20 protein-coding genes are annotated in these 26,740 nt (G+C 46.9%); 17 read left to right on the top strand and 3 right to left on the bottom strand.

The annotated features are described in order from the left end of the window. The first annotated feature begins 18 nt into the window (after positions 1 to 18). From OB236_RS32760 to OB236_RS32690, 15 genes are all read left to right on the top strand, one after another. Positions 19 to 750: an IMP cyclohydrolase gene (locus tag OB236_RS32760; RefSeq protein ID WP_262687778.1), complete on the top strand. Its 732-nt coding sequence runs from the start codon at positions 19 to 21 to the stop codon at positions 748 to 750. A gap of 31 nt (positions 751 to 781) precedes the next feature. Continuing rightward, positions 782 to 2,050, top strand: a complete 1,269-nt coding sequence (purD, locus tag OB236_RS32755; protein ID WP_262687777.1) for a phosphoribosylamine--glycine ligase — start codon at positions 782 to 784, stop codon at positions 2,048 to 2,050. Positions 2,051 to 2,199: 149 nt separating this feature from the next. Then, positions 2,200 to 3,642, top strand: a complete 1,443-nt coding sequence (locus OB236_RS32750; protein WP_262687776.1) for an extracellular solute-binding protein — start codon at positions 2,200 to 2,202, stop codon at positions 3,640 to 3,642. Between the two features lie 264 nt (positions 3,643 to 3,906). Then, positions 3,907 to 4,992, top strand: coding sequence for an SGNH/GDSL hydrolase family protein (locus tag OB236_RS32745; RefSeq protein WP_262687774.1), 1,086 nt, complete (start codon positions 3,907 to 3,909; stop codon positions 4,990 to 4,992). Further along, positions 4,989 to 6,536 (top strand): extracellular solute-binding protein, encoded by a 1,548-nt coding sequence (locus OB236_RS32740; RefSeq protein WP_262687773.1) that lies wholly within the window; start codon positions 4,989 to 4,991, stop codon positions 6,534 to 6,536. Before OB236_RS32745 ends, OB236_RS32740 begins: the two co-directional genes overlap by 4 nt. 68 nt (positions 6,537 to 6,604) lie before the next feature. Then, a complete protein-coding gene (locus OB236_RS32735; RefSeq protein ID WP_262687772.1) occupies positions 6,605 to 13,930 on the top strand; it encodes a fibronectin type III domain-containing protein in 7,326 nt (2,441 codons plus the stop codon). A 143-nt stretch (positions 13,931 to 14,073) separates the two neighbouring features. Then, the gene (locus OB236_RS32730; protein ID WP_076237739.1) at positions 14,074 to 14,505 is read left to right on the top strand and encodes an RrF2 family transcriptional regulator; all 432 of its coding nucleotides are present in this window, start codon (positions 14,074 to 14,076) and stop codon (positions 14,503 to 14,505) included. 194 nt (positions 14,506 to 14,699) lie between these two features. Continuing rightward, positions 14,700 to 15,083 (top strand): group-specific protein, encoded by a 384-nt coding sequence (locus OB236_RS32725; protein ID WP_262687770.1) that lies wholly within the window; start codon positions 14,700 to 14,702, stop codon positions 15,081 to 15,083. 31 nt (positions 15,084 to 15,114) lie between these two features. After that, complete coding sequence (gene trxA, locus OB236_RS32720) at positions 15,115 to 15,435, top strand: thioredoxin (RefSeq protein WP_076237737.1); 321 nt, start codon at positions 15,115 to 15,117, stop codon at positions 15,433 to 15,435. Between the two features lie 275 nt (positions 15,436 to 15,710). After that, positions 15,711 to 16,568 carry a sugar phosphate isomerase/epimerase family protein gene (locus OB236_RS32715; RefSeq protein ID WP_262687769.1) on the top strand — a complete coding sequence of 286 codons (858 nt, stop codon included), beginning with the start codon at positions 15,711 to 15,713 and terminating at the stop codon, positions 16,566 to 16,568. Between the two features lie 254 nt (positions 16,569 to 16,822). Further along, positions 16,823 to 17,920, top strand: coding sequence for a DUF3048 domain-containing protein (locus OB236_RS32710; RefSeq protein ID WP_262687768.1), 1,098 nt, complete (start codon positions 16,823 to 16,825; stop codon positions 17,918 to 17,920). Between the two features lie 43 nt (positions 17,921 to 17,963). Continuing rightward, positions 17,964 to 18,917, top strand: coding sequence for a tyrosine-type recombinase/integrase (locus OB236_RS32705; protein WP_076238582.1), 954 nt, complete (start codon positions 17,964 to 17,966; stop codon positions 18,915 to 18,917). A 246-nt stretch (positions 18,918 to 19,163) separates the two neighbouring features. After that, entirely contained in the window at positions 19,164 to 19,748 is a 585-nt protein-coding gene (locus OB236_RS32700; RefSeq protein WP_262687767.1) for an HD-GYP domain-containing protein, read from the top strand. 19 nt (positions 19,749 to 19,767) lie between these two features. Further along, positions 19,768 to 20,196: a chemotaxis protein CheW gene (locus OB236_RS32695; protein WP_262687766.1), complete on the top strand. Its 429-nt coding sequence runs from the start codon at positions 19,768 to 19,770 to the stop codon at positions 20,194 to 20,196. A gap of 211 nt (positions 20,197 to 20,407) precedes the next feature. Then, entirely contained in the window at positions 20,408 to 20,890 is a 483-nt protein-coding gene (locus tag OB236_RS32690) for a C40 family peptidase (protein ID WP_262687764.1), read from the top strand. A 63-nt stretch (positions 20,891 to 20,953) separates the two neighbouring features. Here OB236_RS32690 and OB236_RS32685 read toward each other — a convergent pair whose 3' ends face one another. Together OB236_RS32685 and OB236_RS32680 are read right to left on the bottom strand one after the other, a co-directional pair. Then, entirely contained in the window at positions 20,954 to 22,387 is a 1,434-nt protein-coding gene (locus OB236_RS32685; protein ID WP_262687762.1) for a sensor histidine kinase, read from the bottom strand. Beyond that, entirely contained in the window at positions 22,384 to 23,112 is a 729-nt protein-coding gene (locus tag OB236_RS32680; protein WP_262687760.1) for a response regulator transcription factor, read from the bottom strand. Before OB236_RS32680 ends, OB236_RS32685 begins: the two co-directional genes overlap by 4 nt. A 239-nt stretch (positions 23,113 to 23,351) precedes the next feature. Between OB236_RS32680 and OB236_RS32675 the strand changes: the two genes are divergently transcribed. Both OB236_RS32675 and dgoD read left to right on the top strand, forming a co-directional pair. Continuing rightward, positions 23,352 to 24,035 (top strand): FadR/GntR family transcriptional regulator, encoded by a 684-nt coding sequence (locus tag OB236_RS32675; RefSeq protein ID WP_076235700.1) that lies wholly within the window; start codon positions 23,352 to 23,354, stop codon positions 24,033 to 24,035. Continuing rightward, on the top strand, positions 24,025 to 25,173 hold the full coding sequence (gene dgoD / locus OB236_RS32670; protein ID WP_076235701.1) for a galactonate dehydratase: 1,149 nt from the start codon (positions 24,025 to 24,027) through the stop codon (positions 25,171 to 25,173). Before OB236_RS32675 ends, dgoD begins: the two co-directional genes overlap by 11 nt. A gap of 87 nt (positions 25,174 to 25,260) precedes the next feature. Here the strand turns inward: dgoD and OB236_RS32665 are convergent, their stop codons facing one another. Then, positions 25,261 to 26,613 carry an aminotransferase-like domain-containing protein gene (locus OB236_RS32665; protein ID WP_262687759.1) on the bottom strand — a complete coding sequence of 451 codons (1,353 nt, stop codon included), beginning with the start codon at positions 26,611 to 26,613 and terminating at the stop codon, positions 25,261 to 25,263. Positions 26,614 to 26,740 lie beyond the last annotated feature (127 nt).

The raw sequence follows: 26,740 nt of genomic DNA, 5'->3' as shown, positions 1-26,740 counted from the left end.
TAAGGGGGATCTATCTACGTGACTGCAAATGATAAGCTTACAGCTGAGCACAACCTGGAGGGTTTGCAACACAATCCGTATCCGGGCCGGGGGATTGTAATTGGTCTGACACCAGATGGCACCAAACTTGTCCAGGTATACTGGATTATGGGGCGCAGCGTGAACAGCCGCAATCGGATTTTTGTCCAAGAGGAGAATGGTTTTCTGCGTACAGAAGCCAAGGATCCTGCGCTATTGACCGATCCTTCACTGATTATTTATTATCCACTCAAGCACACCGAGGGCTCGCACATTGTAACCAATGGTGATCAAACCGATACGATCTATGATGCTTTGCTTGCAGGAGGTACTTTTGAGCAGGCATTGACGACAAGAACCTTTGAACCGGACGCACCTAACTACACACCGCGTATTTCCGGACTAATCGAACTGAACAATCCACAGTGCCAGTACAAGCTGTCCATCTTGAAATCCAATGCAGGCAATCCTGAGCAAACGTTCCGTCAATTCTTCCATTACGAGCAAGCAATTGCAGGCTACGGACATTGCATCCACACGTATTCCGAAGACGGTGATCCATTGCCATCGTTCCAGGGTGAGCCTAAGCTGGTTCCTGTATACGATAATATCGACCAGACCTTGCATGCTTACTGGGATCGGCTGAATGAAGATAACAAAATTTCACTGCTGGTCAAAACCATTCAGCTCGATAATGGCCAAACCGAATTAAAAGTCATTAATAAGCAGTAATCTTGAGCAGAGTCAATAGGAGGGATGTAAAGTGCGGATTTTAGTTGTAGGCGGAGGCGGCAGGGAGCATGCGATCTGCTGGGCACTGAAAAAAAGCCCCAAGGTGCGCGAGTTGTACTGTGCGCCGGGTAACGGAGGCATCGCCGGAGTAGCGGAATGCGTACCTATCCAGGTGAATCAATTCGCGGAAATCGCTGAATTTGCAGTGGATCATGCGATTGATCTCGTCGTTATCGGCCCAGATGACCCTTTATCTGAGGGAATCGTCGATTTCCTTGAAGCAAAGCAATTAACTGTGTTCGGCCCGCGTCAAAATGCAGCGATTATTGAGTCGAGTAAAGTATTTTCCAAGGAATTATTTAAAAAATATCACATTCCAACAGCAGCCTACGAGTCATTTGATAATTACGAAGCAGCGCTGGCCTACCTGCACAGTCAGCAAATTCCGATTGTTATTAAAGCAGATGGCTTGGCTGCAGGCAAAGGTGTCATTATTCCTCACTCCCTGGAGGAAGCAGAGAAGGCACTTCATGATATTATGGTTGCCAAAATCTTTGGCGAGTCCGGTAATCAGGTTGTGATTGAGGAATTTATGACCGGTCAGGAAATGTCGATTTTATCGTTCGTTGATGGCAATGTAGTACGTCCGATGGTCGCTGCACAGGATCATAAAACGGTGTTTGACAATGATAAAGGTCCAAATACAGGAGGCATGGGTACATACTCACCGCTGCCGCATATTGACCCATCTGTTATCGAAGAAGCGATTGAGAAGATCATTAAGCCGACAGCGGCGGCAATGGTTAGTGAAGGCCGTCCGTTCCGCGGCATCCTGTTCGCCGGTCTGATGCTGACTCCGCAAGGACCGAGGACGATTGAGTTCAATGCACGTTTTGGTGACCCGGAAGCGCAGGTCGTGCTGCCGCGGCTCAAAACAGATTTGCTGGACATTTTTCTGGCAGCGATCAATGGTCATTTGGGACAAATGGATATTCAGTGGAGTGACGAAGCCGCAGTATGTGTGGTTATCGCGTCTGAAGGGTATCCGGGTCCTTATCCTAAGGGTCTGCCGATTGAAGGGCTGGACGATGTTCAGGATGCACTTGTATTCCATGCGGGTACTGCACTGAAGGATAACCAGATTGTTACTAATGGAGGCCGTGTGCTCGGTGTTACGGCACTGGGAAGCGATATTGCGGATGCTCGTGCAAAGGCTTATGCAGCCGTCGAGCGCATCACGTTCCCCGGCAAGCACAGCCGTACCGATATTGCGAAGAAAGCACTGGTCGTACAACCATAATAAAAGCAAGAAGGCGGGAGCAATTCCGTCTTCTTTTTCTTTTGATCCCTGTCGTGACTAGCATGGTGAAGGTATGGTGATTTAGTGTATGATGATACAAATGGGTGATTTTAAATGAAAGCGCTAGCCTGTACATAGTGAGGTACGATATGGAAAAAAGAATAAGCCGTAAAAATTTTCGGGTGCGATTGGATGAGATGATTGCGACCCTGCGTCAGGAAATCATTTCAGGCCAAACCAGTATCGGTGAGTATTTGCCATCCGAAAGTGATCTGGAAAAGCGATTCAGCCTCAGCAACGCATCGGTGCGCAATGGCCTGAAGGTATTGGTGCAAGAGGGCTTAATCGAGAAAATACCACGGGTGGGCAATCTTGTTAAACCTCCTTCCCCCGACCAGACGAGAACTATCAAATTTGGATATGTACACTCGATTGCTGCCCTTGTTGAGATGTCGGAGCTGTTGGCCGGATTCAGCGAACAATACCCGCACATCCAAGTAAAGCCTGTTGAGCTGCCCTCTGGGAGTTATGCCAAAGTGCTTAAGGAATACATGGAGTCTGGAATCCTGGATGTGGTCCTTATTAATAACAACAATTTTCAGGATTTTCTGGAGTACGACTGCACGGACTTGCTGGAGCCCCTAAAGCCGGCGCAGCACTGCTACCCGTTGTTGCTGGAGCCCTTTCGACAGGGTGAGCACACGCTGGTTCAGCCCTTTATATATTCGCCGGTCGTGCTGTGCTACAATAAACAGCATTTTGAGCAGTCGCAGGTGCCATTCCCGGACAGCAGCTGGACCTGGCACGATCTTTTCGAATATGGTCACCAGCTGGCTGTGAACGAGGATCGATTCGGTTTTTATTTTTATTTGCCTTCTCTTAATCGGTGGCCGATCTTTATTCTTCAGAGCGGTCAAATATTTGAAGCGGATGAGAATGGGAGGTACAGCTTGTCAGATAACAAGCTTCTGGACGGCTTGGATATCTGCCGCGAGCTGCTGACCATGTCCGATGTGTTTCCAAGAATTCTCTCCGAAAGCAACGCCGATGCAGAAGCCTTGTTTTTAGAAGGAAAAGTATCGGTTATTATGACGACCTACTACTTTTTGAATCAGCTCCGACAATCATCGATTCCCTTTGATATTTCGCCTTTACCGGGGCTGCAGGATACGAGCACACTGCTGATCATTAACGGCTTGGCTGTGAACAGCAGATCACGCGATAAAGAAGCAGCCGGATTGCTGGTTGATTATCTTGGTTCCTACGAGACACAGCTCATCGTCCGCCGCAAGACACTGAATATCTCGGCCCATCGCCACGCCATGGAATGGGAAGGAGAAGAATCGGTATACCGGCCTTCCCGATTTTACATGTATCGCGAGATTTTTCCGACCTTGCGGCTCATTACCGAGCTGGGGCTGGAGAATGCCCAGTTCAGGGCGATTCAGCGGGAAGTCATGATGTTTCTGTCAGGATTGCAGGATCGTCAAACGATGAGTGAACGTCTGGAAGGGATACTTACTGAAGCGAAAAAGAAGCCTAAGTTAACTATAAACCACATACTGGTGTCCGATGAGCGGCCCAAGGTGTGAAGTGCATGAAGCTGCCGATAGGGCAGCACATAGAGAGACCGTCCGATGCACTTCGGACGGTCTTTGTTAGTTCACGGCTGAACGAGTGCAGGGGCTTCATGGTTATGAATAACGGATCGAAAATAAGATCGACAAGCATATTTGACTCATAAAATCACAAGTCGACCTAAAAATAACCAATTGACTGCATTTTTAAATGTGAAATACTATAGATATGAGTTAGATGTAAGTCAATAAATAAAAAATGTTGGAGTGGTCATGAATATGCTGCATCAAAACATCTATTTCCATAATGTTACCGAGCTGGAAACATCGTCTCATACACCTGGCTGGAAATTACAGCGGTTCCCGAAGGAGGTTCGATATTCATTAGAGGAGAAGGGCAGGACGAAGGCTGTACAATCCAATGGCTGTGAGTTGCGATTTGTGACTGATGCCAAGCATGTACGTGTTATGGTGTCTTCGCAGGAAAGTGACGGTCAAGTGCTGGTGTTCAAAGGGGACTTCCTTCATTCCTCCCATCAGCTGAAAGCGGGGGTGATTCATACACTTCAATTGGAAGCTCCGGAAAGGTTTCCCGACGTGCATCCAGAAGTGCTGAATAATTCCGCATTTTCATCGAAGGTATGGCGTGTTTTTTTTGAAAGAATTAATGGTGTATTCCATGGGATTGAAGCGTTCGGATTCGAAGTGCGTCCACCGCATTCACACGAACCCCCCCGTTTGACGATGTTCGCGTACGGTTCTTCGATCACGCAGGGTGCCGGTGCGTTAAGCAATTACAACTGTTACGTCCAGCAGACGGGAAGGCGTTTGGGGATCGACGTTCTGAATCTCGGTCTGAGTGGTTCCTGCTATTGCGAGCAAGGGTTGGCAGATCATATTGCGGAGCGAGATGACTGGGATATCGGTTTTCTTGAAATCGGTGTCAATATGCGCGGCGTATACACAGTCGAGGAATTCCAACAAAGGGCTGTTTATTTGTTGGACCGGATCATTGAACGGCATCCGGAAAAGCCGTTGTTTGTGACCACGATGTATCCGAATCGGGCCACGTACAGCCAGGAGGGAAGTGCGATATTTGCTTACAGGGACAGTGAGCAGCAATTTAATGACGTGTTGATACGGTATGCCGCCGATAAAAAGCATGCAAACCTGCAGCTGCTGCAAGGGGAGCAGATCATGAGCGATTTCACTTCGCTTACCAGTGACTTGATTCACCCATCGGATTATGGTCATATACGGATGGCGGAAGCACTCTCCGGTATGATTCAACCTGTAATAGACAGGCTTCGTACCGAGCAGATCCAATTAACTATGAATACAACCTATAGAGGAGGCTCCATATGAAAAAGCTTTTAACAATTGTAAGCGTTCTCTCGATTGCGTCAACAACTATAGGCTGCTCGCAAGCAGGCGACAAGGCAGCCGAAGGCTCTGCGGGACCACAAGGAAAGGCCGCTTTCTCAATCTCTTTCAGATCTGGCAATATCTCTTATGCCGAGCAGCATCCCAACATTAACGAAGAGAAGTGGGTTAAGCGGCTGGAGGCGTTAACGAATACGGATCTGGATATACGGCTCATGCCGCATAAGGAATTTGACCAGAAAATGATTCAGATGTTCGCCATTAACGACATTCCCGATGTCGTGCAAGCAAGCTCCGGCTTGAACAATCCGCAGCTAGCCGGTGCTGTAAAGGCCGGAGTATTCATGCCGCTGAACGATTTGCTGGCCAAGCATGGGCAGAATCTGTTGAAGAAAATACCGAAGGACGCCTGGGATACAGAAACGGATGCCAAAGGCAATATTTACGGGATTCCCGAATGGCTGTCCAATCCCGCCCGCAGAGCAACGTGGATTCGGTCTGATTTACTGGAGAAGACCGGACTGCCGGAACCGAAGACGGTTGAGGATTATTTGAATGTGATGAGAGCGTTCAAGAAGCTGGGAGTCGAAAATCCTTTTATGGGCCGGGAGGATTTTGTATATTCCGATGCTTTTTATGGTGCGTATGATGTATTTGGCAACTTTTTTATGAAGCAGGGTGACCAGGTCGTTCCGAAGTTTTTTAATGTGGACGGTATGCAGAAGGCGATTCAAACGTATAAAACGATGCTTGATGAGGGCCTGATCAATAAGGAATTTGCTACGATCAACCCAACTCGCTTCAAAAATGACATCATCGCAGGGAAGGCCGGAATCTGGAACATGAACGCCAATCTGCTAATTCAATGGGATTCACAGCTTAAGGAGAGTAATCCGAGTGCCCAAATGAAATTAATTGCGTCTCCAACCGGACCTGACGGCAAGGGAGGACTCAGGCTTGTCGGCAAAGTGACCAGAGCCTATCTGATCAATAAAAATGCAAAGGACCCGGCGGGCATCATTAAGTTTTTTGATTGGATGGTCAGTGATGAGGCGGAGAAATTTTTTACCTTTGGTGTCAAGGGAGAAAATTATACCGAAGAAAATGGCAAAATCAATTACAAAACCCCGGCAACAGCTGCTGAGGTTGATGAGGAAACGTACAGACAAACGCTGCTATGGCTGGTTCAGGATACGACGTACAACAAAGGATCATTGAGTCTGACCCCGGAAGGCCAAAATCTGATGAAGCTGTATGATACGGTTCTTGCCAAGGAAGGCCGTGATGGTATTCAATTCGATCCTCAGCTGCAGGCGTATGCCAAAAATCCGGACATCGCTCCTACCGGAGACAAATTGCCACCTGTTATCCTGACTCATGTTCTCAAAATGGTATATGGCAAAGAGCCGATCTCGGATTACCCGAAGGTGTTGGAGGAGTGGAAGCAAAAGGGCGGCAATAGTGTGATCCAGGAAGCTACGGAAAGAGTGAAGAATAATGAAGGTGTCATTCAGTCGAAACGATAAGAACGACAGTATCATCGAGAATGGTTCTCATCTGTAAAAGGGCAGGTACCTGAAGAGGAGGTTTGTGTATGAAGCTATGGATTCGTGATGGTATTTTCAAAGCTTATTTATCCGCACTGTTGGTTATTACATTAATTTTTCCACAGATGGATCTGAAAGCGGTTTCGGCAGAAACTGTTGACAAGCAGCTATTTTATGATGGATTTGAATATGGGGATAATGTGACAGTGCCGACGGATACCACGCCATGGACTCAGGATGGAGGAACCAGTGTCGTCAAGACTGCGGCAAGCGGCAAGCGGACGGGCAGCTATGGTGCCAAAATAGATTCCAAGGACTCGCTAACGCTGCATTTGAGCACTGTAAGCTATAAGGATATCTACGTGAGCTATTGGTATAAAGCCAGCAGTGTAACGGCTGGGGGCATCAAGGCAGAATATTCGGTGGATGGTGGTACGAACTGGTTATTGCTGCAATCGATTACGGCCAACCAGAGTACATTTGTGCAGAAATCCTATACGCTCAGCGCACCGGCGTATACATCGGCCGACAATCTTGCAGACGTCAGGGTGCGTTTTCGTGTAGACCCAAGCATCACCCTTGCGGGAAATATTTATTTGGACGATGTTGAGGTCAGGGGAACGTCTATGACGGAGGCACCTCCATTACCAGACCCGGAAGGACCGGAGCTTGAGATTTATACAGAAAATTTTGATGATCCCGACAATTTCGGATCAAGCGGAGGCGTTGTTGTTCCAGCGCCATGGGTGCAGGAAGGTGCCAATGGGAGCGTAGCCAAGACATCTTCATCATCAAGTGCTCCTTCTTTACCCAATATGGTCAAAATGGATAGCAGCGATGCATTGGCACTACCGCTCGATTTAACTGGATATGGCAACATCAAGCTGAGCTATTACACGAGAGCATCCTCCTATACGGCCGGAAGCATCATTACCGAATGGTCTGCTAATGGAGGCGTGACCTGGACAACACTTGAAGAGTATAAGCTGCCAGCAGGAACGACCAGCGAGCCCAATACCCAAAAGCTATGGACACTCGGAAAAGGAGCCAACAGCAATACGAGCGTCAAAATTCGGTTTCGGGTTGGAGATGCTGTAAGCGCCAATATGTATATCGACAGCGTGTCGATATCAGGTCAGGCCATTCCTGGTATTCCACCGGCAGCATCGCCAGTTCCTGTCACGCCGCCACCTACGGATCCGACTCCCTATATCCCTCCGGCAGGTGTGAAAATGTATGAGGATGTGCAGATTGGCACAGCAGGGACCCGGCCCCTCTATGCATCGATTGCAGTTCCTGATACAGCTCCGGCTGCGGCAATGCCCGTTATGGTATATATCCATGGAGGAGGCTGGAATCACGGAGACCGGAAGCAGGCGCTCAGCAACATTAGCAGCTATGTCGCCAAGCGTGGGTATATCGGTGTCTCGCTTGATTACAGGTTAACGCCTGAAGCGCCCTACCCGGCGCAAATTCAGGATGTAAAGCTTGCTATTCGATACTTAAGGGCGAATGCGGCGTTGTACCATCTTGATCCTTCCCGGATCGGAGTTTGGGGCTCATCCGCGGGAGGGCACCTGGCATCTCTGCTGGGAACGACGGGAGATTTGATGACCACCGACCAAGTTCTTTTGGACAACGGGCATACGGTTCCTGTACCTGATCTTGAAGGCTCCGGCGGATGGCCGGAATACTCGGACAAAGTGCAGGCCGTAGCTGATTGGTTTGGACCTGCGGATTTCACGACCGAGTTTGCCAACAGCTACAGCTCGGTGACGGCGCTTTTGGGTGGACGTAAGGCTTTCACTGTACCGGATGAGGCAAGGACAGCGATGCCCGGTACGTATGCTACCCCTGACGATCCACCGTTCTGGATTCGCCATGGCGATGCCGATGCAACCATTCCCTATACGGATAGTGTGAAGTTTGCTGGTCAACTGAGAGCGGCTGGAGTCAATGTTGTCGATTTCAGTCTTGTGCCGGGTCAAGGCCACGGTTTTACCGGAGATGCATCGGATCAAGCGAATGCCGAAGCCTGGGTTTTTATGGATAATTATGTGAAGAATCGAACCGTTACGGAGCCTATTATATATAAAACGGGAAATCCGCCTTCTGGAAATCCTTCGATCACTCTGAATAAGACTGCGCTTACATTACAACCGAATGAATCAAGCGAGCTTACAGCAATCATGACGCCCTCTGACCCATCGGGATCTGCATTCATCTGGACGTCTTCAGATAGCCATGTGGCTGCGGTAACCTCTAACGGGTCTTCAACTGCCACTGTAACGGCGTTAAGTGCTGGCAAAGCGAAAATAAGAGCAGCATCAACGGTCACCCAGCAGGTATACGCGGAGAGTGAGATCACGGTCAGCCAGCTGCCTTCCGAGCCAGGGAATATCGTTTACTTGGATAAGGGCAGCCTGACGCCAACAGATGACGCAGCCATTGACAGCAGCAAGGCCGATATCAATTTTGATTCTACAACCGGCAGCAGTGCCGGACTATTCAGTGTTTCCTCTGGAGGTATGAACAAGAAGTATGTTTACTTCAAATACGATGTGTCGGGTTACAGCAGCCCGGATTACAAATATATTTTTCATGTCGCAGCTAAAAAAGGCACATCCAACTCTGACGCGGCATTATCTCTATATGGAATCGAAGATACAGGGTGGACAGAATCGGCACTGACCTGGAGCAATGCACCCTTAACGGATTTGGCTTCCGCGTCTTATATTGACAAATTTACGGTTACAGCCGATAAAACGGAGAGTCCAAAATTATATAGTGTGGATGTAACAGCCTACGTGAGGAGCAAGTTGTCCAAGGGCGGCAAGGTAGCTTTTGTGCTTGGGGATGCTTTGAACACAGGGATATCATTAAACATATATTCCAAGGAAGCGAATGGCACGAGCAATCCGCGGCCGAAGCTTGTTGTGCAGGAGCCTGTCGATCTTTCAAGCGATAAGGAGCCGCCATCATGGCCGAACAGCAGCAGCTTGTCCGCAGCTAATTTGGGAACGGACTTCATTCATTTGTCATGGCCAGCAGCTACCGATAACAAAGCGGTAACGCAGTACCGGATCTACAAAAATGATGTATTGCTGACTACCGTTAGCGGAACAGCATACAATGTCACGGGACTAATCCCTGGGACGGCCTATACCTTCAAGGTAGAAGCCGGAGATCTCTCAAATAACTTTACTCCGTCACCGCTAACCTTGAGCAGGACGACATTATCAGCACCTATTACGCCGATTCCAGTCGAGGGTGTAGTGGCAGGAGGCAGTGATGGCAATATAGAGATCAATACTATCGATAACAATTTGTTCACCCGCTGGTCAGCTTCCGGAGACGGACAGTGGATCCTATATGATTTGGGTGAAAGCAAGCGAATTGGCTATTTAGGAATTGCATTCTACAAGGGTGACCTGCGTGCAACAAATCTAGCCATTGAAACGTCTGACGATGGGAAGGTCTGGTCAGAACGGTTTGCGGGTTCGAGCAGTGGCAAAACGACCGACATGCAGGCTTTTGATATACCGGATCAGGATGCGAGATATGTGCGGATTGTCGGTCGCGGCAATTCGGATGGGAGTGCATTTACAAGCATAACCGAAGTGCATATTTACGCACCGTTTGCTAACGGAGACACACCGGTTGCGAGCATTCCTTATTTTATCCCGGGTCCTCCCCCGGGTGCTGTGCCCTTTACAGTACCAGGAATGAAAAATGCAGATGGCACGGAGCATCCCATTCATACGGCTCATGCAGTAACGGGCCGGACACTCAATGTGCTTGATTATGGCGCGAATCCTGCCGACAATGCAGCTGACGATCGCCAAGCGATTCAGGCAGCGATTAATGCAGCTGTAGCAGGCGATGAGGTGCTGCTGCCGAACGGAACCTACAATTTGAATTCGTCCCCCGATGGATTGATTAACTTGACGTTAAAGACGGGTGTTAATCTGCGTGGGGAGAGCCAGTCCGGGACTATTTTAAAAACAGCATTAAACAAAATCAAAAATAGTGCCATGCTCAAAGTGTCCGGACAGCATGATCTGATGATTTCCAATCTGACCTTAACGTCTACCTGGGACGGAGCGTATTCTACGGATCATAAAGTCAATAACCCAGCCTCAGGCGGGCCTGACAGCATGCTGGTCATTGCCAACTATGGAGATACACCTTCCTATAAGGTAACGATGGATCATCTGATCGTGGAAAAGTTCACACGTATGGGCATACGGATTGATAACAGTCACGACGCCGTTGTCCGAAACAGTATCTTCCGTAATGCCACCGATGTTGGCCCTGGTGGTTCAGGCTACGGTGTTGCCATTCAGGGTACTGCCAAGGTCGATCGATTGGGCTTCGATAACGATACCCGGTGGAATCTTGTAGAGAATTCATCCTTTGAAGGTCCTTACCTCCGACATGGAGCTCTTATACAATTTGTCGCACATAACAATTTAATCAGGAACAATCTTTTTAGCCGAACCAAGCTGGATGCCATCGATCTTCATGGCGAGCTTGAATATTTAAATGAAATTTCAGGAAATACCGTTACCGACATTCTTACCGGTGGGGCAGTGGGTCTCGGCAACACTGGGGGTACTGCGCCAAGCAACCATAGCAAATCGGGCCCAAAAAACTTTATTCACGATAATACGATCCGTAACACGCGGGAAGGTGTCGTCGTGACGATGGGTACGCCGGATACGATCATTCACAACAATTTGATTGAGCTTACAACCAACATCGATGGAGCCGCGGGAATTCGGATATTGAACGGACCCGGCACTGTCATTACAAACAACCTCATTCGCGGGAACACGGCTAACGGCTATTGGGGCATCCTGCTGGAGCACGATAACGGAGATCAAAATGCCGGTTATATCGGAGCGGGTGATCCAAGTCATGTACAGATCATCGGCAATACATTAACTGGGAATTCCAACGGTATTCAAATTAAAGCAGGCACAGGCATCGAAGTACGCAGCAATAAGGTGAACAGTCTCAATGTCAACTATGTGAAAAGCGAAAGCGCACAGGTTGTCGAAGAGTGGCCGTCTGGGAACACGGATACAACACCACCATCCTGGCCAAATGGCCTGACGTTAAGTGCAGCGAATATTACAAAGACGGGGGCGGTGCTAAGCTGGCCTGCGGCAGTGGATAATATCGGCGTGAGCGGATACAAGCTATATAAGGACAGCGTGCTGTTGGCTACGGTCACAGGAAACACCTACAGCTACACGGTCAGCGGATTGAGCGCAGGCATAACGTACAGTTTCAGTGTTAAAGCGACTGATACGGCTGGCCTTGATAGCCAGCCGCTCAACGTGAGTGTGACGACGGAGCAAGGGACAACAACGCCACCAATTGTGCCGCCAGCTGATGGGGACTCGACACCACCGTCCTGGCCGAATGGCGCGGCGCTAAGTGCAGCGAATATCACACAGACGGGGGCAGTACTAAGCTGGCCTGCGGCAGCGGATAATATCGGCGTGGGCGGATACAAGGTTTATAAGGATAGCGTGCTTGTGGTTACCGTGACAGGTACCACCTACAGCTACTCAGTCAGTGGATTGAGCGCTGGTATGACGTATGGTTTCGGTGTTAGAGCAACTGATGCTGCTGGTCTTGATAGCCAGCCGCTCAACATGAGCGTGACAACGCAGCAAGGGACAACGCTTCCTCCGGTTGTACCGTCGGACACAACACCACCGTCCTGGCCGAGCGGAGCGCTGCTAAGCTTAACGAATGTCTCGCAGCGAAGCTTGACCTTAAGCTGGCCTGCAGCAGTTGATAATATAGGGGTTACAGCATATAGAATTATCCAGGATGGTGTATCATTAGAGACCATCAAAGAAACGAGTTATAACGTGACGGGATTAATCCCAAGCAAGACCTATGACTACAGTATTATCCCACTGGACGGAGCGGGAAATGCAGGCGGTGCGTTAACAGTTTCTGCAAGAACGATTCAGAATCGTTCGAATAATTCAACCTCCTCAGGCTCTGCCTCAGCTGGATCTGGTTCGGCTGTAGGCGGAGATAATACCAGCACCAGTGCACAAGTCGATGGCACTCCGGGACCTAAGGGTGCAGAAGTAGAAGGTTCAACGATTACGCTCATCCCAGAAAAATCCGCGGAGGGAGCAACGACAGACCATTTTATAGTGGATACAGCGGCACTATCAAAAGCTTTGGAGAGCATTAAAGACAAAGATGCCTCCGATCAGATCATTTCAATACAAGTAAAAGGTACAGGAACAGCAGCCACCGTAGAGCTGCCGTCCGCAGCTATTCATGAAGCCATGCAGCATGTACCTAATGCCATGATCTCCATTCAGTCTGGCGCAGTTACCTATGACCTGCCCGTTAAGGTGATTGATATTGCAGCGGCTGCTAAGGCTCTGGGAAGCGATGCAAAAGATGTGCAAATCCATCTAACAATTGAAAAAGTAGCGGGTCAGATGGCTGATGAAGTACAACAAGGAGCGCTCCATGCAGGGCTCACTCTGGTAGGCGGCGACAAGCCTAAGATCATCCGGTTTGACTTAACTGCTTCAGCAGGCGGCAAAACCATAACGATTCATAGCTTTGGTTCCACCTACGTCTCAAGATCCATCACACTGGATCACAGCGTTGATTCAAGCAAAGCGACAGCGGTGCTGTATGACCCAGTGAACCACGAGATGACCTTTGTTCCGGCTGTTTTCAGCAGTGATAACGGAAGTGGAGGCACACAGGTCATAATCAAAAATCATTCTAACAGCATCTATACCATTGTGGAGTCCAATAAAACCTTTGTCGATGTAAACAATCATTGGGCTAAGGCTGATATAGAGCTTCTTGCCGCTAAGTTATTGGTTCGGGGGGAGACAGACACTACATTCGGTCCAGACCATACGATCACCCGTGCACAATTTGCAGTCTTGTTAGTTGGGGCGCTTGGACTTGGTTATGAGGCTCGTACCGATTTTGCCGATTTGAATGGGAGTGAGTGGTTTACAGGTGCAGTGGGAGCTGCAGCACAAGCTGGTCTCGTCACGGGTTATGAAGATGGAACCTTTAAACCGGATACTGGGATAACCCGTGAACAAATGGCGTTGATGTTAGTGCGAGCCATGGCTATTGCCGGTAAAACTTATAATGAACTAGGAAATCGAACCGAATTATTATCGAAGTTTGACGACAAGGGCGAGATCAGCAGTTGGGCGCAATTGGCTGTTGCTCAAGCAGTCGGAGCGAGTATACTTAATGGACAGAGTGACAATAAGTTCGGTTCATTCGCGCATGCGACCCGAGCAGAGGCAGTAGTAATGTTAAAACGCTTTTTACAATTTGAAGGATTCATCAATTGAATATCCAGTGTATCCCTCGCTTCCTAGTGAAGCGGGGGTGACTTTTGCAAAGGCAGTTTATCCTCTTGACAGAATCAACTGTAATCGATATAATAACAGTATAAGGTGAAGGCAGCAAGTAGTATCGTCAGGGAGGATATCTAATGAATAGCGAATTTACAATAGCGGTTCATAGTCTGACGCTTCTTGCTTACAAGCCTGAGCATATGGCAACCAGCGATATGATAGCACACAATGTTTGTACCCATCCGGCAAGAGTGCGCAAAGTCATGGCGCTGCTTCGCAAGCAAGGTTATGTTGGAGCAAAGGAAGGTATCGGCGGCGGATTTATTTTGAAATGCGAGCCTGATCAAGTCACATTGGGTGAGATTTATCAGCTAACTTCACTCGGCTCTGTGAAACCGGGTTGGTGTTCAGGTGATATTGAGCAGGAATGTATGGTTGCATGTAATATGGCTTCAGTTATGGAGGGTATTTTTATGAACGCAGAGCGTCAGATGATTGAGTACTTCAATCAGTGGACCATACTTGATGTATTGATCCAGGTCCGTAAGGAACAGCAGAGTAAGACTTAGCGTATAATAATGCCTGTATAGCATAGGCAAAACCAATAGTATTCTATACCAAAACTGTAACTGATATCATTATAGTTATGGGGATGACATGCCTTCATGAAAATATTTACAATTTAACACTTTCTATTGATTAAACATAGGTTATAAATGGGTAATCTTGTAACAGAAAGATTTTGGAGGGGAGAGTGGCAAGCATGGAATGGGCAAAACAAACAATGATCGGCGTTGGGGACTGGGTTGGAGGGACCTCAATGGAGGACGAAAAAATTATCGGTTACGTAGATTCAATGGATGCGTATGGAACTGTGAAAGTGATGGTCACGCAGTCAGATCGTCAGGAAGCTGTCGGGCACACCGTCAACAGCAAGAGGTTCAAGCTGGAAAAGCTTGATGAATACACACCTACCAATGAGTCTGATGTACTCAGTATGATGGATTTGGCATTGATGACGAGGGATCAATTGTGGTTTGATGAGCTGGGCTCCACTCTCCGCAGCATTCAGTCCAAGAGACAGAATGATTCTTCCAAAGAAACGACAGGATTTAAGCATGCTTCAAGAAGAATAAAAATCGATTAATACTGAATCATATAAATAAGGAGTGATAGTTATGGCAATCGTAAAAGTAGCAGATGATAATTTTAAAGAAACCATTGGTCAGGATGGATTGGTACTCGTAGATTTCTGGGCGCCCTGGTGCGGTCCCTGCAAAATGATTGCACCCGTACTGGAAGAAATGAATGGGAAATTGGGAGACCAATTGACCATTGCCAAAATGAATGTTGACGATAACCCGGAAACTCCAGGAGCTTATGGTATCATGAGTATTCCAACTCTCAAATTGTTCAAAAATGGTGTAGAGGTTTCCAGTGTAGTTGGCTTCAAACCGCTTCAGGATATGCTAGCATGGGTTGAACCACATTTGGCATAAATTTGTTACTATACTCACGGATTAATCATACTGCAAATCGCTATAATAGAAGTTGCCGGAGCCATCCAGCTGCCCTTTACAGAAGCAGCGGACACGGGTCCGGTTTTTGCCGTTTATTTCGGAATTAATAGCTACAAACTTGGACCAGAGCTGTGAAAATGGCATTAAAGTTAACTGAATATTCCGATTGTTCACGTTAACATAGATTAATTGTTTGCACTTTGCTATACTTTTAATCGTAGGATAAGTCCATAATAAGGCTGGGAGGGTTCGCCATGAAATTGTCCGTTTTCACCGTAGTAACGCCTGATTTGACACCGGAAGAGCTGGCAGCAGCCGCTAAGGAAGCAGGAATTGAAGGTATTGAGTGGCGGTTTAAAGAAGTACCACAGGATGCGAAAGATGAGTCGCCCTCTTTTTGGCGCAACAATCTGTGTTCCATAGATCCAGCAGCAACCGATGCTGAGCTGGAGCGGTTTGCCAGTGCTGCACGAGATAACGGATTGCAAACCGTTAGCGTTACTCCATACTTGCAAGCTGGAGATCTACAAAGCACAGAGCGTGTGCTGCAGGTAGCCCAAAAACTGGGTGCAAGTACGATCCGTGTTGGTGTTCCGAGTTATGATGGCACAAAGCATTATAACGAACTGTTCCAATTGGCTAGTGAGTATATCAAAGGTGTAGAGCCGTTGGCCAAGCAGTATGGCGTAAAATGCTTGGTTGAAACGCATCACAACACGATTACGGCGAGTGCTTCCGCGGCTTATCGGCTGGTTAGCAACTCCGACCCTGCTCATATTGGCGTCTTGTTTGATCCAGGCAACATGGTCCACGAGGGGTATGAGAATTTCCGGATGGGTATGGAGCTGTTGGGACCTTATCTGGCACATGTGCATATTAAAAATACAGGCTGGAAAAAGGCCGACATACGTGAAGACGGATCGCAAGCATGGGCTTCATACTGGGAGCCCAATCTGCAAGGTATCGTGAACTGGCGTCAAGTATTAACGGATTTGAAGGCAGTGGGTTACGATGGCTATCTTGGTGTTGAGGATTTCAGCGGGTTGTACGGCTCGAAGGAATTATTAAAGAAATATGGCGAGCAAACGCGTGAAATATTGGCCAGCATTTAATTAATTAAGCAAAAACGCATACCATATGAGTGCAAAATAACCTTCCAAAATCACGGTTAAAGTGAAATTGGAGGGTTATTTGTTTTGAACTGCATTCCTGTTGTTGTTCTGGCTGGTGGAATTGGAGATAATAGAATTGGCTGAACAGTTGCATTCAGCTTTTCTTAGCCCAACCGCAGTTCTTCGTTCTTATTTGGGTAACAAAGAGTACAATTTATTGATTACATCTGTACTTTGGAAGGAGGGATTGGAGTGTGGTTCAAAAAGTTGCTGTATCTCTGATCGTCTGCGGCGTATTGGCGATGGTTACAGCTTCATGCGGTATAAATAAGGATAAGCCTGCCGCTGTTGTTGTAGTACCTGCTCCTGATGAGACCGTCACGCATGAGTTTCGACCACCTGTTACAAACAAACCTCAACTTCCGGAATATGTGTGGCCACTCACGGGCACAAAAGCGCCAAGTGCAAGCACACATCGACCTTTTATGGTCATGGTTAATAATGCACCGCAAGCAAGACCCCAGTCCGGGCTCAGCTATGCAGACGTTTTGTTTGAAATACTGGCAGAGGGGGAAATCACTCGCTTGGTAGCCGTTTACCAAAGTAAACATTGGGATGGGCCAATTGGCCCAGTTCGTAGCATCCGTCCCTATTACATAAATTTGGGAAAAATGATGGACGCGTTACCTGTTCATGCAGGAGGAAGTCCGGATGCGTATACGGAATTATCAGCACAAAAACTCGAGCATATGGACGAAATTACGAATGCCGGACCTTTTTTTTGGCGGGACGCTAATCGTAAGGCGCCACATAATTTATATACCAGTCTGGACAACCTCGAAACCGGAGTTAGGAAAATGGGCATTCGAGAGCTCAGTCAGAATCTGCAGGCACAGGCGACATTCATGGCAGAAACTACTGCGGAAGCACATGAAAATCGTCTTACCCGAATTAACGTTACCTTTTTGCTAAATAACTATGTGGTTTCTTATCAATATGATCCAGAGAGCCGACTATATAAGCGATTTATCAACGATTCACCGCATTTGGATATATCTAACAATGTACAGTTAACCGCAGCCAACGTGGTTGTCATTGAGGCTGAGCATATTATTTTGGACGATGAGGGTCGTCGTGATGTTGGACTTGTTGGCAGCGGTAAGGGGTATCTGTTTCAGAGAGACAGGGTGCAACCCGTGAGATGGGAAAGATCAGTAGAACAGGACCGTTTCCATTTATTTCAAGAAAATCGGGAGCTTGGCTTATATCCAGGCACAACCCATGTGTTAGTTGTACCGAATAAACCGACATTCGAAGGACATATTCAGATTATCGCGCATGAAAAAAACTAAATGTCGCACAATAACTGTTGTGCGACAAAAAGGAGGAGAACCATTGATTAATCAAGTATCCGCATTTACTCCGGTATCCCAATATGAACAGCAACAGGAACCCTACACAGACGATCAGATTATCGATATGTTCTTAGCAACTTGCAGTCGTTCCAAATACACGATTCGCAATTATAAGCAGGCTATAGAGCGATTCCGTCAGTTCATTTCCCGCAAATCATTAGCCGAAGTGACCTGGCAAGAAATCGAAGTTTACAAAATCGGTCTGATGAGGGGCTACTATAGCCAAAACAAAAAACCGTTGGCTTCAGCCACGGTTGCGAGCTTTATTGCGCCACTTCGTTCTCTTTATAAGTGGGGAAGTGATCCTAATATTGCTTTGTTCAAAATGAATCCGACATCATGTGTACGCATGCCCACGATTCCGGTTAACAGCAAGAATCATTATCTGACCAAGCAGGAAGTAGGCAGTCTGCTCAATCAGTTAAAAAAGCAAAGTGATCGGGATTATTTGATTGGATTAACCTTTGTTTTAACAGGATTGCGCTTGTCCGAGCTTAGTTCCATCGAATGGAACCACTTTAGTAAAGACGCTATGGAGGCCTCCATGTGGTTAACTGTGATGGATGGAAAGGGTGGCAAGCAACGAACAATCAAAGTTCCGCAGCCTCTCTGGGAACTACTACTCCAGCATCTCAAATCTGATAAGCCAGATAACAAAGATGAACAAAGGCTTTTCCCATTATCGGGAAGGCAAATCGAACGTATTATCCAACAAGCAAGCAGACAATGCGACTTGGGTAAGAGCTTCACACCCCATTGGCTTCGGCATACGAATGCTACATTAGCACTACTGTACGGCGCTTCCCTGCAGCAGGTTCAGGAGAATTTGGGACATTCTCATATCAATACAACCCAGCGCTATTTACATACGGTTGAGCAGTTGAAAAAGGCAGCACCCGATTTTGTACATGAGAGTTTGAACGAATATTTATAAAATTATTTTTAGAGGATCATACCCAAGATATCAAAAAATTAACAAAAGTGTTGATTTGATAGGGCATTTGAACTATACTTTATTGAGTAATATTTTGACAAAAATGTACATTAATCTGCATTAATCTGCATATAAATGTCGCACAACAGTTATTGTACGACATGACTGGAGGGAGTGTAATCCCCCACCAGTAGGAAATATGTAAATGTGTGTCGTATTTTGTTGGAGGGTGGTGCAAAATGTCAAATGCAATACACGTTGATGATTGATGAAATGAATCAACTGATGGACAAGGACAGCCTCACATACGACCACAGTGTCAGAGTCTCCTCATTGGCCAAAGTGATGGCCCGCGGTTTAAATCTGAATGAACGACAAACCAATCATTTGGTAACTGGCTGTTTTTTGCATGATATCGGCAAACTGCGTATTCCTGTAGAGATATTGAATAAAACATCTGCATTGGCGCCGCATGAGTGGGATTTGATGAAGCTTCATCCGAGCATAGGAGCCAAGCTATTGCAAGAGTATAGACATCTGGATAAAGAGATCATAGAAATTGTCCAATTTCATCACGAGCGTTGGAATGGCAAAGGTTACCCCACTGGTATAAGCGGACGCAATATACCAGATTTTGCTCGAATTTGTGCGATTATCGACGCGTTTGATTGTATGGTTTCGAATCGTCCGTATCGACAAGGCATGTCAATCGGAGAAGCAACGAATCAACTGCTATTGCATGCTGGCCAGCAATTTGATGAACATTATGTGCGTATTTTTATCCAACTGTTTCATCTGGAGCCTTTGGGTTCCCGCAATGATCCTAAATAATTCTTCCGGAGATGACAAGATGAGCATACTTTTACAAGAGCAATATATTGAAATCGTGCTGGGTAAGGCTTATTATGCACTAGCCACTCAAGAGGTAGATAAGATTATCAAAATGCAGACCATTTTCGATACTCCTGAAGACAATTCCTATTTACGAGGATTTATATATTTACGTGAAAAAGCCATACCAGTTATTAGTTTGCGAACCCTCTTTGGTATGACAGAAGAGGTGTTTACCCCAGCCACGCGTATTATTATTCACAAACATCATCGTGAATCCATAGGCTTTATCGTCGATCAGGTAAACAAAGTGTCCGTCTATGAGAACATACAGCCTGTGCGGGATAAATTAGGCTCTGTAAAAGGTACTTATTTTAAAGGAACTACGAATCGTGATGGTGTGCCGGTTGGTGTTTTGAACATGAATGAGATTGTTGCACATGCGTAAATCGTAAGCAGTACAGACATTTGAACTGTCAACCCCCTGAAGATTAAAATTTTCTTATCTGATTCTAATAGAGTGATTGAAAGCCAGAAGCAGCAAGGGATCGTTAAGCCCTTGGTAGATGCTGGCTTTTTTTTGCGTGTTATACTCGTTGCATGACAGGGAAAAGCCCACTAAGTATTCAATTTTTTGTTAAAAACAGGAGGGAATACAAATGAAAATTTTGAACAAGCAGCACATCGGTAAAACATTGATCGCCACTACAGTCAGCTTATCCATGTTATTCTCGGTATCTGCAATGATTCCGTCGAATACAGCATACGCGTACAGCACATCCAAGGCTAATTCGATAATTGCTACAGGTAAAAAATATATGGGTGTACCTTACAAGTTTGGTGCGACATCGGGACAGACCCGTAACTTCGATTGTTCAACGTTCACGCAATTTGTATTTGCCAAGTACGGAATTCATCTTCCGCGTACCAGCCAGCAGCAATCAAAAGTAGGTACCTATGTGCCTAAGAGTCAATTGAAGCCGGGTGATTTGGTATTCTTCTATTCCCCAATCCATCATGTTGGGATCTATATCGGTAACGGCAAAGTGCTGCATACGTATGGCAAACCGGGTGTTACGATATCGAATATGAACAACGCCTTCTGGAAATCTAAATATAAGACGGCACGCAGAGTACTTTAAGCTGGACAAGCTGTTAGTTGTAGGCTAAGTAAGCAGCTTCAAAATCAATATTTCTGCCGCCATTTAACTCTCCGTCCCTTGCGATGGAGAGTTTTTGGCGTGAAATTCTGGCGTGTCTGATACCTGCGTATCGTATCGGAGAGGCAGCTTCACGGTCACCTGAGTTCCGGCACCGATTGAGCTTGTAATGGTGACGGTTCCTTTATGGAGCCGGACGATATTACGGGCAATAGCAAGCCCCAAGCCGCTACCACCGGTTTCACGGCTTCTGTCTTGATCGACGCGATAGAAGCGATCAAAGAGTCGCGGGATCTCCGTGATTTCTACACCGATCCCTTGGTCAATAACCTGCAGCACAATGATATGCTCATCCCGCTGATCCTTGATCATATTGATACGGACCGGCTTTTGGCTGTATTTAATCGCATTATCGAGTAGGATAATGAGCAATTGTTTGATTTGTCCGGGATCTCCGTATAGGGGAATATTTGGCTGCTCGCTTTCTACTAGAATGGATCGATGAAACGCCTGCTGAAGTGCTGCTGCTGTTGTGCGCACAAGCTCGGTCAAGTCGAAGGTTTGCCAGAGCTTTTGGCCTTCCGCTTCCGTATTGGCAAGTGTTAACAGGGACTGGGTTAGGTTGCGCAGTCGGGCTGCTTCGGATTGAATCGCTTCGATAGCTTCTTCTCGGAGCGCGGTATCGTTACCACCCCATCGTTTCAAGAGATCGGCATAGCTTTCAATAATGGTCAGAGGTGTTTTCAGCTCATGGGATGCATCGGCCAGAAACTGCTTTTGCCGATTGAAGTTGTGCTCAAGCTTGCCGATCATCGTATTGAAAGTGTGAACCAATTGTCCAAGCTCATCCTGCTGCCCATTAGGAGGGACTGCCATCTGCATGAACACGCCGTTCTGTTGGTTGACCTCCATAATGAACGCGAGACGATGTATCGGCCGCAAAATGACCCTTGTGTAATACATCCCGCTCATTAAGGAAAAGAAAGCCGCACCAAGTGTTGTAAACATGAGTACAGTAATAAGCACACGCAAATATTCATCCAGTGTATCCAATTCACGCCCCATCTGGAGCGCTCCCAAGGTTATGTTATTTTCATCGATGATGGGAGTTTGAATGTAAACGATCAGCGTATTGGCTGTTTTGATTGTTTTGGCAAAACCACGGGAGCTGAAGGTTGCTGGTATTTGGGTCAGCTGATCCTCAGAATGCAGATCAGCCTGTACTAATGAATTCGTATCGATAATCCGGATCATGGACTGTGGCGTAAGAAAAGGCCGAAGCCAGCCAACACGATTCCAACGTTCAGGGTTGTATAACCCTGGCTGCGACATAATGGGCTGAGCAGCTTCCCATAGAAGGCGGATTTCATTTTGGGTTGTCATGTTGACGACCGTGATGTAGGTAATCACATTGAAGAGTAGCAAAACCAGCAGCAAGGAAAAAGCAATCAGCAGTGTTATTTTTGTGCGCAGTTTCACTTGGGTGTCTCACCATCTTTGACCAGATAGCCGACACCACGAAGCGTATGGATCAGTTTGTTGTGAAAGCCCTGATCGATCTTCTGTCTTAAGTACCGGATGTACACATCCACTACATTCGTATCCCCAATAAATTCATATCCCCATACCTGTGATAAAATTTGTTCACGCGACATCACTTCCCCAGGTCGGCTTGCCAAGTAATAGAGTAGATCAAATTCTTTGGTTGTAAGTTCAATAGATTGTGTTTCCCGTTTCACCTGTCGGGTACGTATATTCATGCTTAAGCCATCTATATGAATTTCATCTCCGTGAGCACCGTCACTACCCGTATCGGTAGGCTGCGATTGAAGGCTTACTGCGGACATACGCAGCAGATTGCGAACGCGTGCCAGCAGCTCCTCAATGGCAAATGGCTTCGTCATATAGTCATTGGCTCCCTGATCCAGACCACTGACGCGGTCGGGAACCGTATCCCGTGCCGTTAGCAGGATAATCGGGATTTGAATGCCTTGTTGTCGAATGCGCCTGAGCACTTCAAGCCCATTAAGCTTTGGAAGCATGATATCTAGTAAAATGAGATCCCAATTTTGTTCCAGCGCAGCATCCAGTCCATCTCTGCCATTTTTGGCGCAATGCACCGAGTAGCCTTCATGCTCAAGTTCGAGCTGTAGTACCCGTGCAATTTTAATCTCGTCTTCAATGACCAAAATGCTGTGCTTCAAGCTGTTCACCCGCCCATGCTTGGTATGTATTGTACATGTAGTATGCGGCTTGGGAGCGAAAAATATGAAGGACAGCAATGGAATGAGGTTAGTGCTCGGTTCGTCACGAAGCCAGGTTGAAATTTGTATATCGAAGGAATGGGAGCTAAGGCGAAAAATAGCTTGAAACATCATATGAATTGTAATATATTAATAATACATCATATGAATTTTCAAAAAAATGAAGTGCAGGTGAGCCGGTGAACAAGAAGTTAACGTATGAAACCGTCTACGATGAGATCAAACGTAATATCAAGGAAGGACATTGGAAGCAGGGTGAGCAGCTGCCGCCGCTAGAGCAGCTTTCGGCTGAGCTGGGTGTAGGCATTTCATCGGTTCGTGAAGCGGTCCGTATTCTCGGTAAGCAAAAGATTTTACGAATTGAGCAGGGCCGCGGCACCTATGTGGAAAGTGAGCTGACGGAAACACCTGAGCATCGATTGGACTTTTTGGAGCGGGCGACTATGCTGCAGCTAACGGAAGCGCGGTTGATCATAGAGCCGGAGCTTGCCGCGATGGCTGCCGACAAAGCTACCCAGGAGGAAGCGGAAGCTATTATGGTGACGGCTGAGACGATGAAGCGCAAGGTGGAAAAAAAACGTGATTTTCTAAAGGAAGATATGGAGTTTCACGATCAAATCGCCAAAGCCTCGCACAACGAGATTATGTACCATATGCTGGATCGAATGAGTGACTTGTTAGTGGACAGCCGACGTAAATCGATGAAATGGCAGGGGATGAATGAGAAAGCGTCTTCATTTCATTATTTGATCGCGCAGGCGATTATACAACGCAACCCGACACAGGCTCGAGCTTTGATGAAATGCCATTTGGAAGATATGCTAACTGAATTTCATAAGGGAGAGATTAAAGATGAAAATTAAATCGATGGAACTGTTTAAAGTACCGCCACGTTGGCTGTTTTTGAAAATTACGACCGATGACGGAATTGTCGGCTGGGGGGAACCGGTCGTTGAGGGTAAGGCTGATACCGTGCGGACGGCCGTAGAGGAAATGAGTGAATATTTGATTGGCAAGGACCCGGGAAACATTGAAGATTTGTGGCAGGTGCTGTATCGCGGCGGCTTTTATAGAGGCGGTCCAATCCTGAGCAGTGCTATTTCGGGGATCGAGCAGGCTTTGTGGGATATTAAAGGGAAAAAGCTGGGTGTACCTGTCTATGATTTACTTGGCGGTCCTGTTCGCGACAAGATGCGTGTGTATGCATGGATTGGCGGGGATAAGCCATCCGATGTAGCGGAAGCTGCGAAGGAAAAGATTGCTCAGGGCTATACAGCTATTAAAATGAATGGTACCTCCGAGATGGAGTGGATTGATTCTCCGGCCAAAATTGAGGAAGCCGTGGAGCGTCTGGCTGCTGTTCGCTCAGCTATTGGCAATAGTAACGGAATCGGTGTCGATTTGCACGGACGCGTACATAAGACGATGGCCAAGGTGCTGATCAAGGAGATGGAACCGTTCAAACCGATGTTCATCGAAGAGCCGGTATTAGCTGAAAATTATGAGGTCATTCATGAAATTACAAAAGGCTCCAGCGTACCGATTGCAACAGGTGAACGGATGTATACGCGTTGGGACTTCAAACGTCTGCTGACACATGGAGGCGTTGACATCATTCAGCCTGACTTGAGTCATGCCGGAGGCATTTGGGAGGTTCGCAAAATCGCAGCGATGGCAGAGGCTTTTGACGTGGCAGTTGCCCCGCATTGTCCACTTGGACCAATTGCATTGGCGTCCTCGCTGCAGTTGGATTTCTGCACCCCGAATGCTTTTATTCAGGAACAAAGTCTGGGCATCCACTACAATCAAGGATCTGATCTGTTGGACTATTTGGTTGATCCGGGAGTATTCGATTACGAGGGTGGTTTTGTAAAGCGGCTGACCAAACCGGGGCTGGGCATTGAAATTGATGAGGCGAAGGTACGCGAAATGGCTGCTATTGGTCATCAATGGCGCAATCCGGTATGGCGTAATGAGGATGGCGTTGTTACGGAGTGGTAGGAAGCTGCTGAATTGACTCCTGAAGAGCTGTGTTTGCGCACAGCTCTTTTTGGGTTTTAACAGCGATTCGACTGAACATATAGAGAATCAAGCTTTTGTAGCAATAGCCAGGCACTTCACTATAGTACCTATCCCTTGTTCAATCGCAGAATCCTTCACATTGGAAACATTCAGCTTCAGAATCGGCGCCTTGGGGAAGTGGGGTAAAAAATGCTTGTCAATCGCTTCGATGATAACGGAATGTGGCTTTAGCTGAGCTGCGAGCCTGGAAACGGAAATCGAAGGGTTCAGCACGATATGGGTATGAATGCAAGGCTGCTTGGCTTGGGTAAAAGTGAACAAACCGGGATGCAGATCACATAATCGCTGCAGCATATCCGCCAGTAGTCGGGCTCTCTGTCCATAAGAAGAGCTGATGTGCTGCTTGTGCCTTTCGAACATCCCACTTTTGAGATAAATCTCAAGCGCACCCTGTGATAGCATGGAGCTGTCGATATCTAGCAGCCGCTTATAACGATTGAATAGGTCCGACAATACTTCGGGAATGACGGCGATACCGATACGCAAGCCGGGGAAAATAATTTTGGAATAGCTTTTCAAATAAATCACATGTTCCGTGGTATCATATGCATATAAAGGATCAGCCTTGGTGTCCTGCTCCAAATCAGCTAAATAATCATCCTCTACAATGTACACATCATATTTGCGAGCCAGCTCGACAATAGCGATTTTGTCCTCTTTACTGTAGGAGTTACCAAGTGGGTTCTGAAATCGAGGCATTGTATAAAAGAACTTGATATCCGCAGTGCGGAACAGCGTCTCCAGCTCCTGCAAATCAATGCCTTGAGCAGTTCTTGTGATGCCGATAACCGGAATTTGATGCGTTGTCAGATGCTCAATAAACAAATGATAGCTGGGCTGTTCGATCAAAATCGTCTGTTTTCGATTTGGAAAAGGCAGCGAGGTCAGTATGGATAAGGCCTGCTGTACGCCAGAAACAATGAAAAGTCGGCTTTGACTTGTAAATATCTGATAATTCGCCAGCTGTTTATGAACAACCTGGATGAGAGAGGGCAGACCCTTGGAAGTGCCGTATACGAACAGATCGTTTTTGTACGTATCGATAGCTTTATTGATGCAATGCTGGAAATCCAGATAGGGGAAAATTTCGGAATCCGGAGCGGCCCCAGCAAAATCGATTTGAGTCGGTTCCTCCTGTTCCACATTTACCGTACGCTTTACTACATAATAACCGCTCTTCGGTATCGAATAAATTCGATGCCGCTTCTCAAGCTCATCCATCGCCTTGATGACGGTGCTTTTGCTATAGCCATATTGCTCCGACAGCGTGCGAATGGAGGGAAGCTTGTCCCCTTCTTTATATGGATGGCTCTTGATCAATGCTTCCAATTCATTCAACAGCAGCCCATACTTCAGCATCTTGTCACTCCTCCGTGATAATCTGTATCGGTACAGATCGTTGTTTTGATCATTGTAGCACAGCTGATTTCCGGTTACTATGAAGCCATAACGGCCGATAAATCCAATGTACTGCATGCGTACAGAG

The sequence above is a fragment of the Paenibacillus baimaensis genome (genome assembly GCF_025567575.1).
The sequence above is the reverse complement of the archived record's forward strand: the minus strand, read 5'-3'. Positions and strand labels throughout refer to the sequence as shown.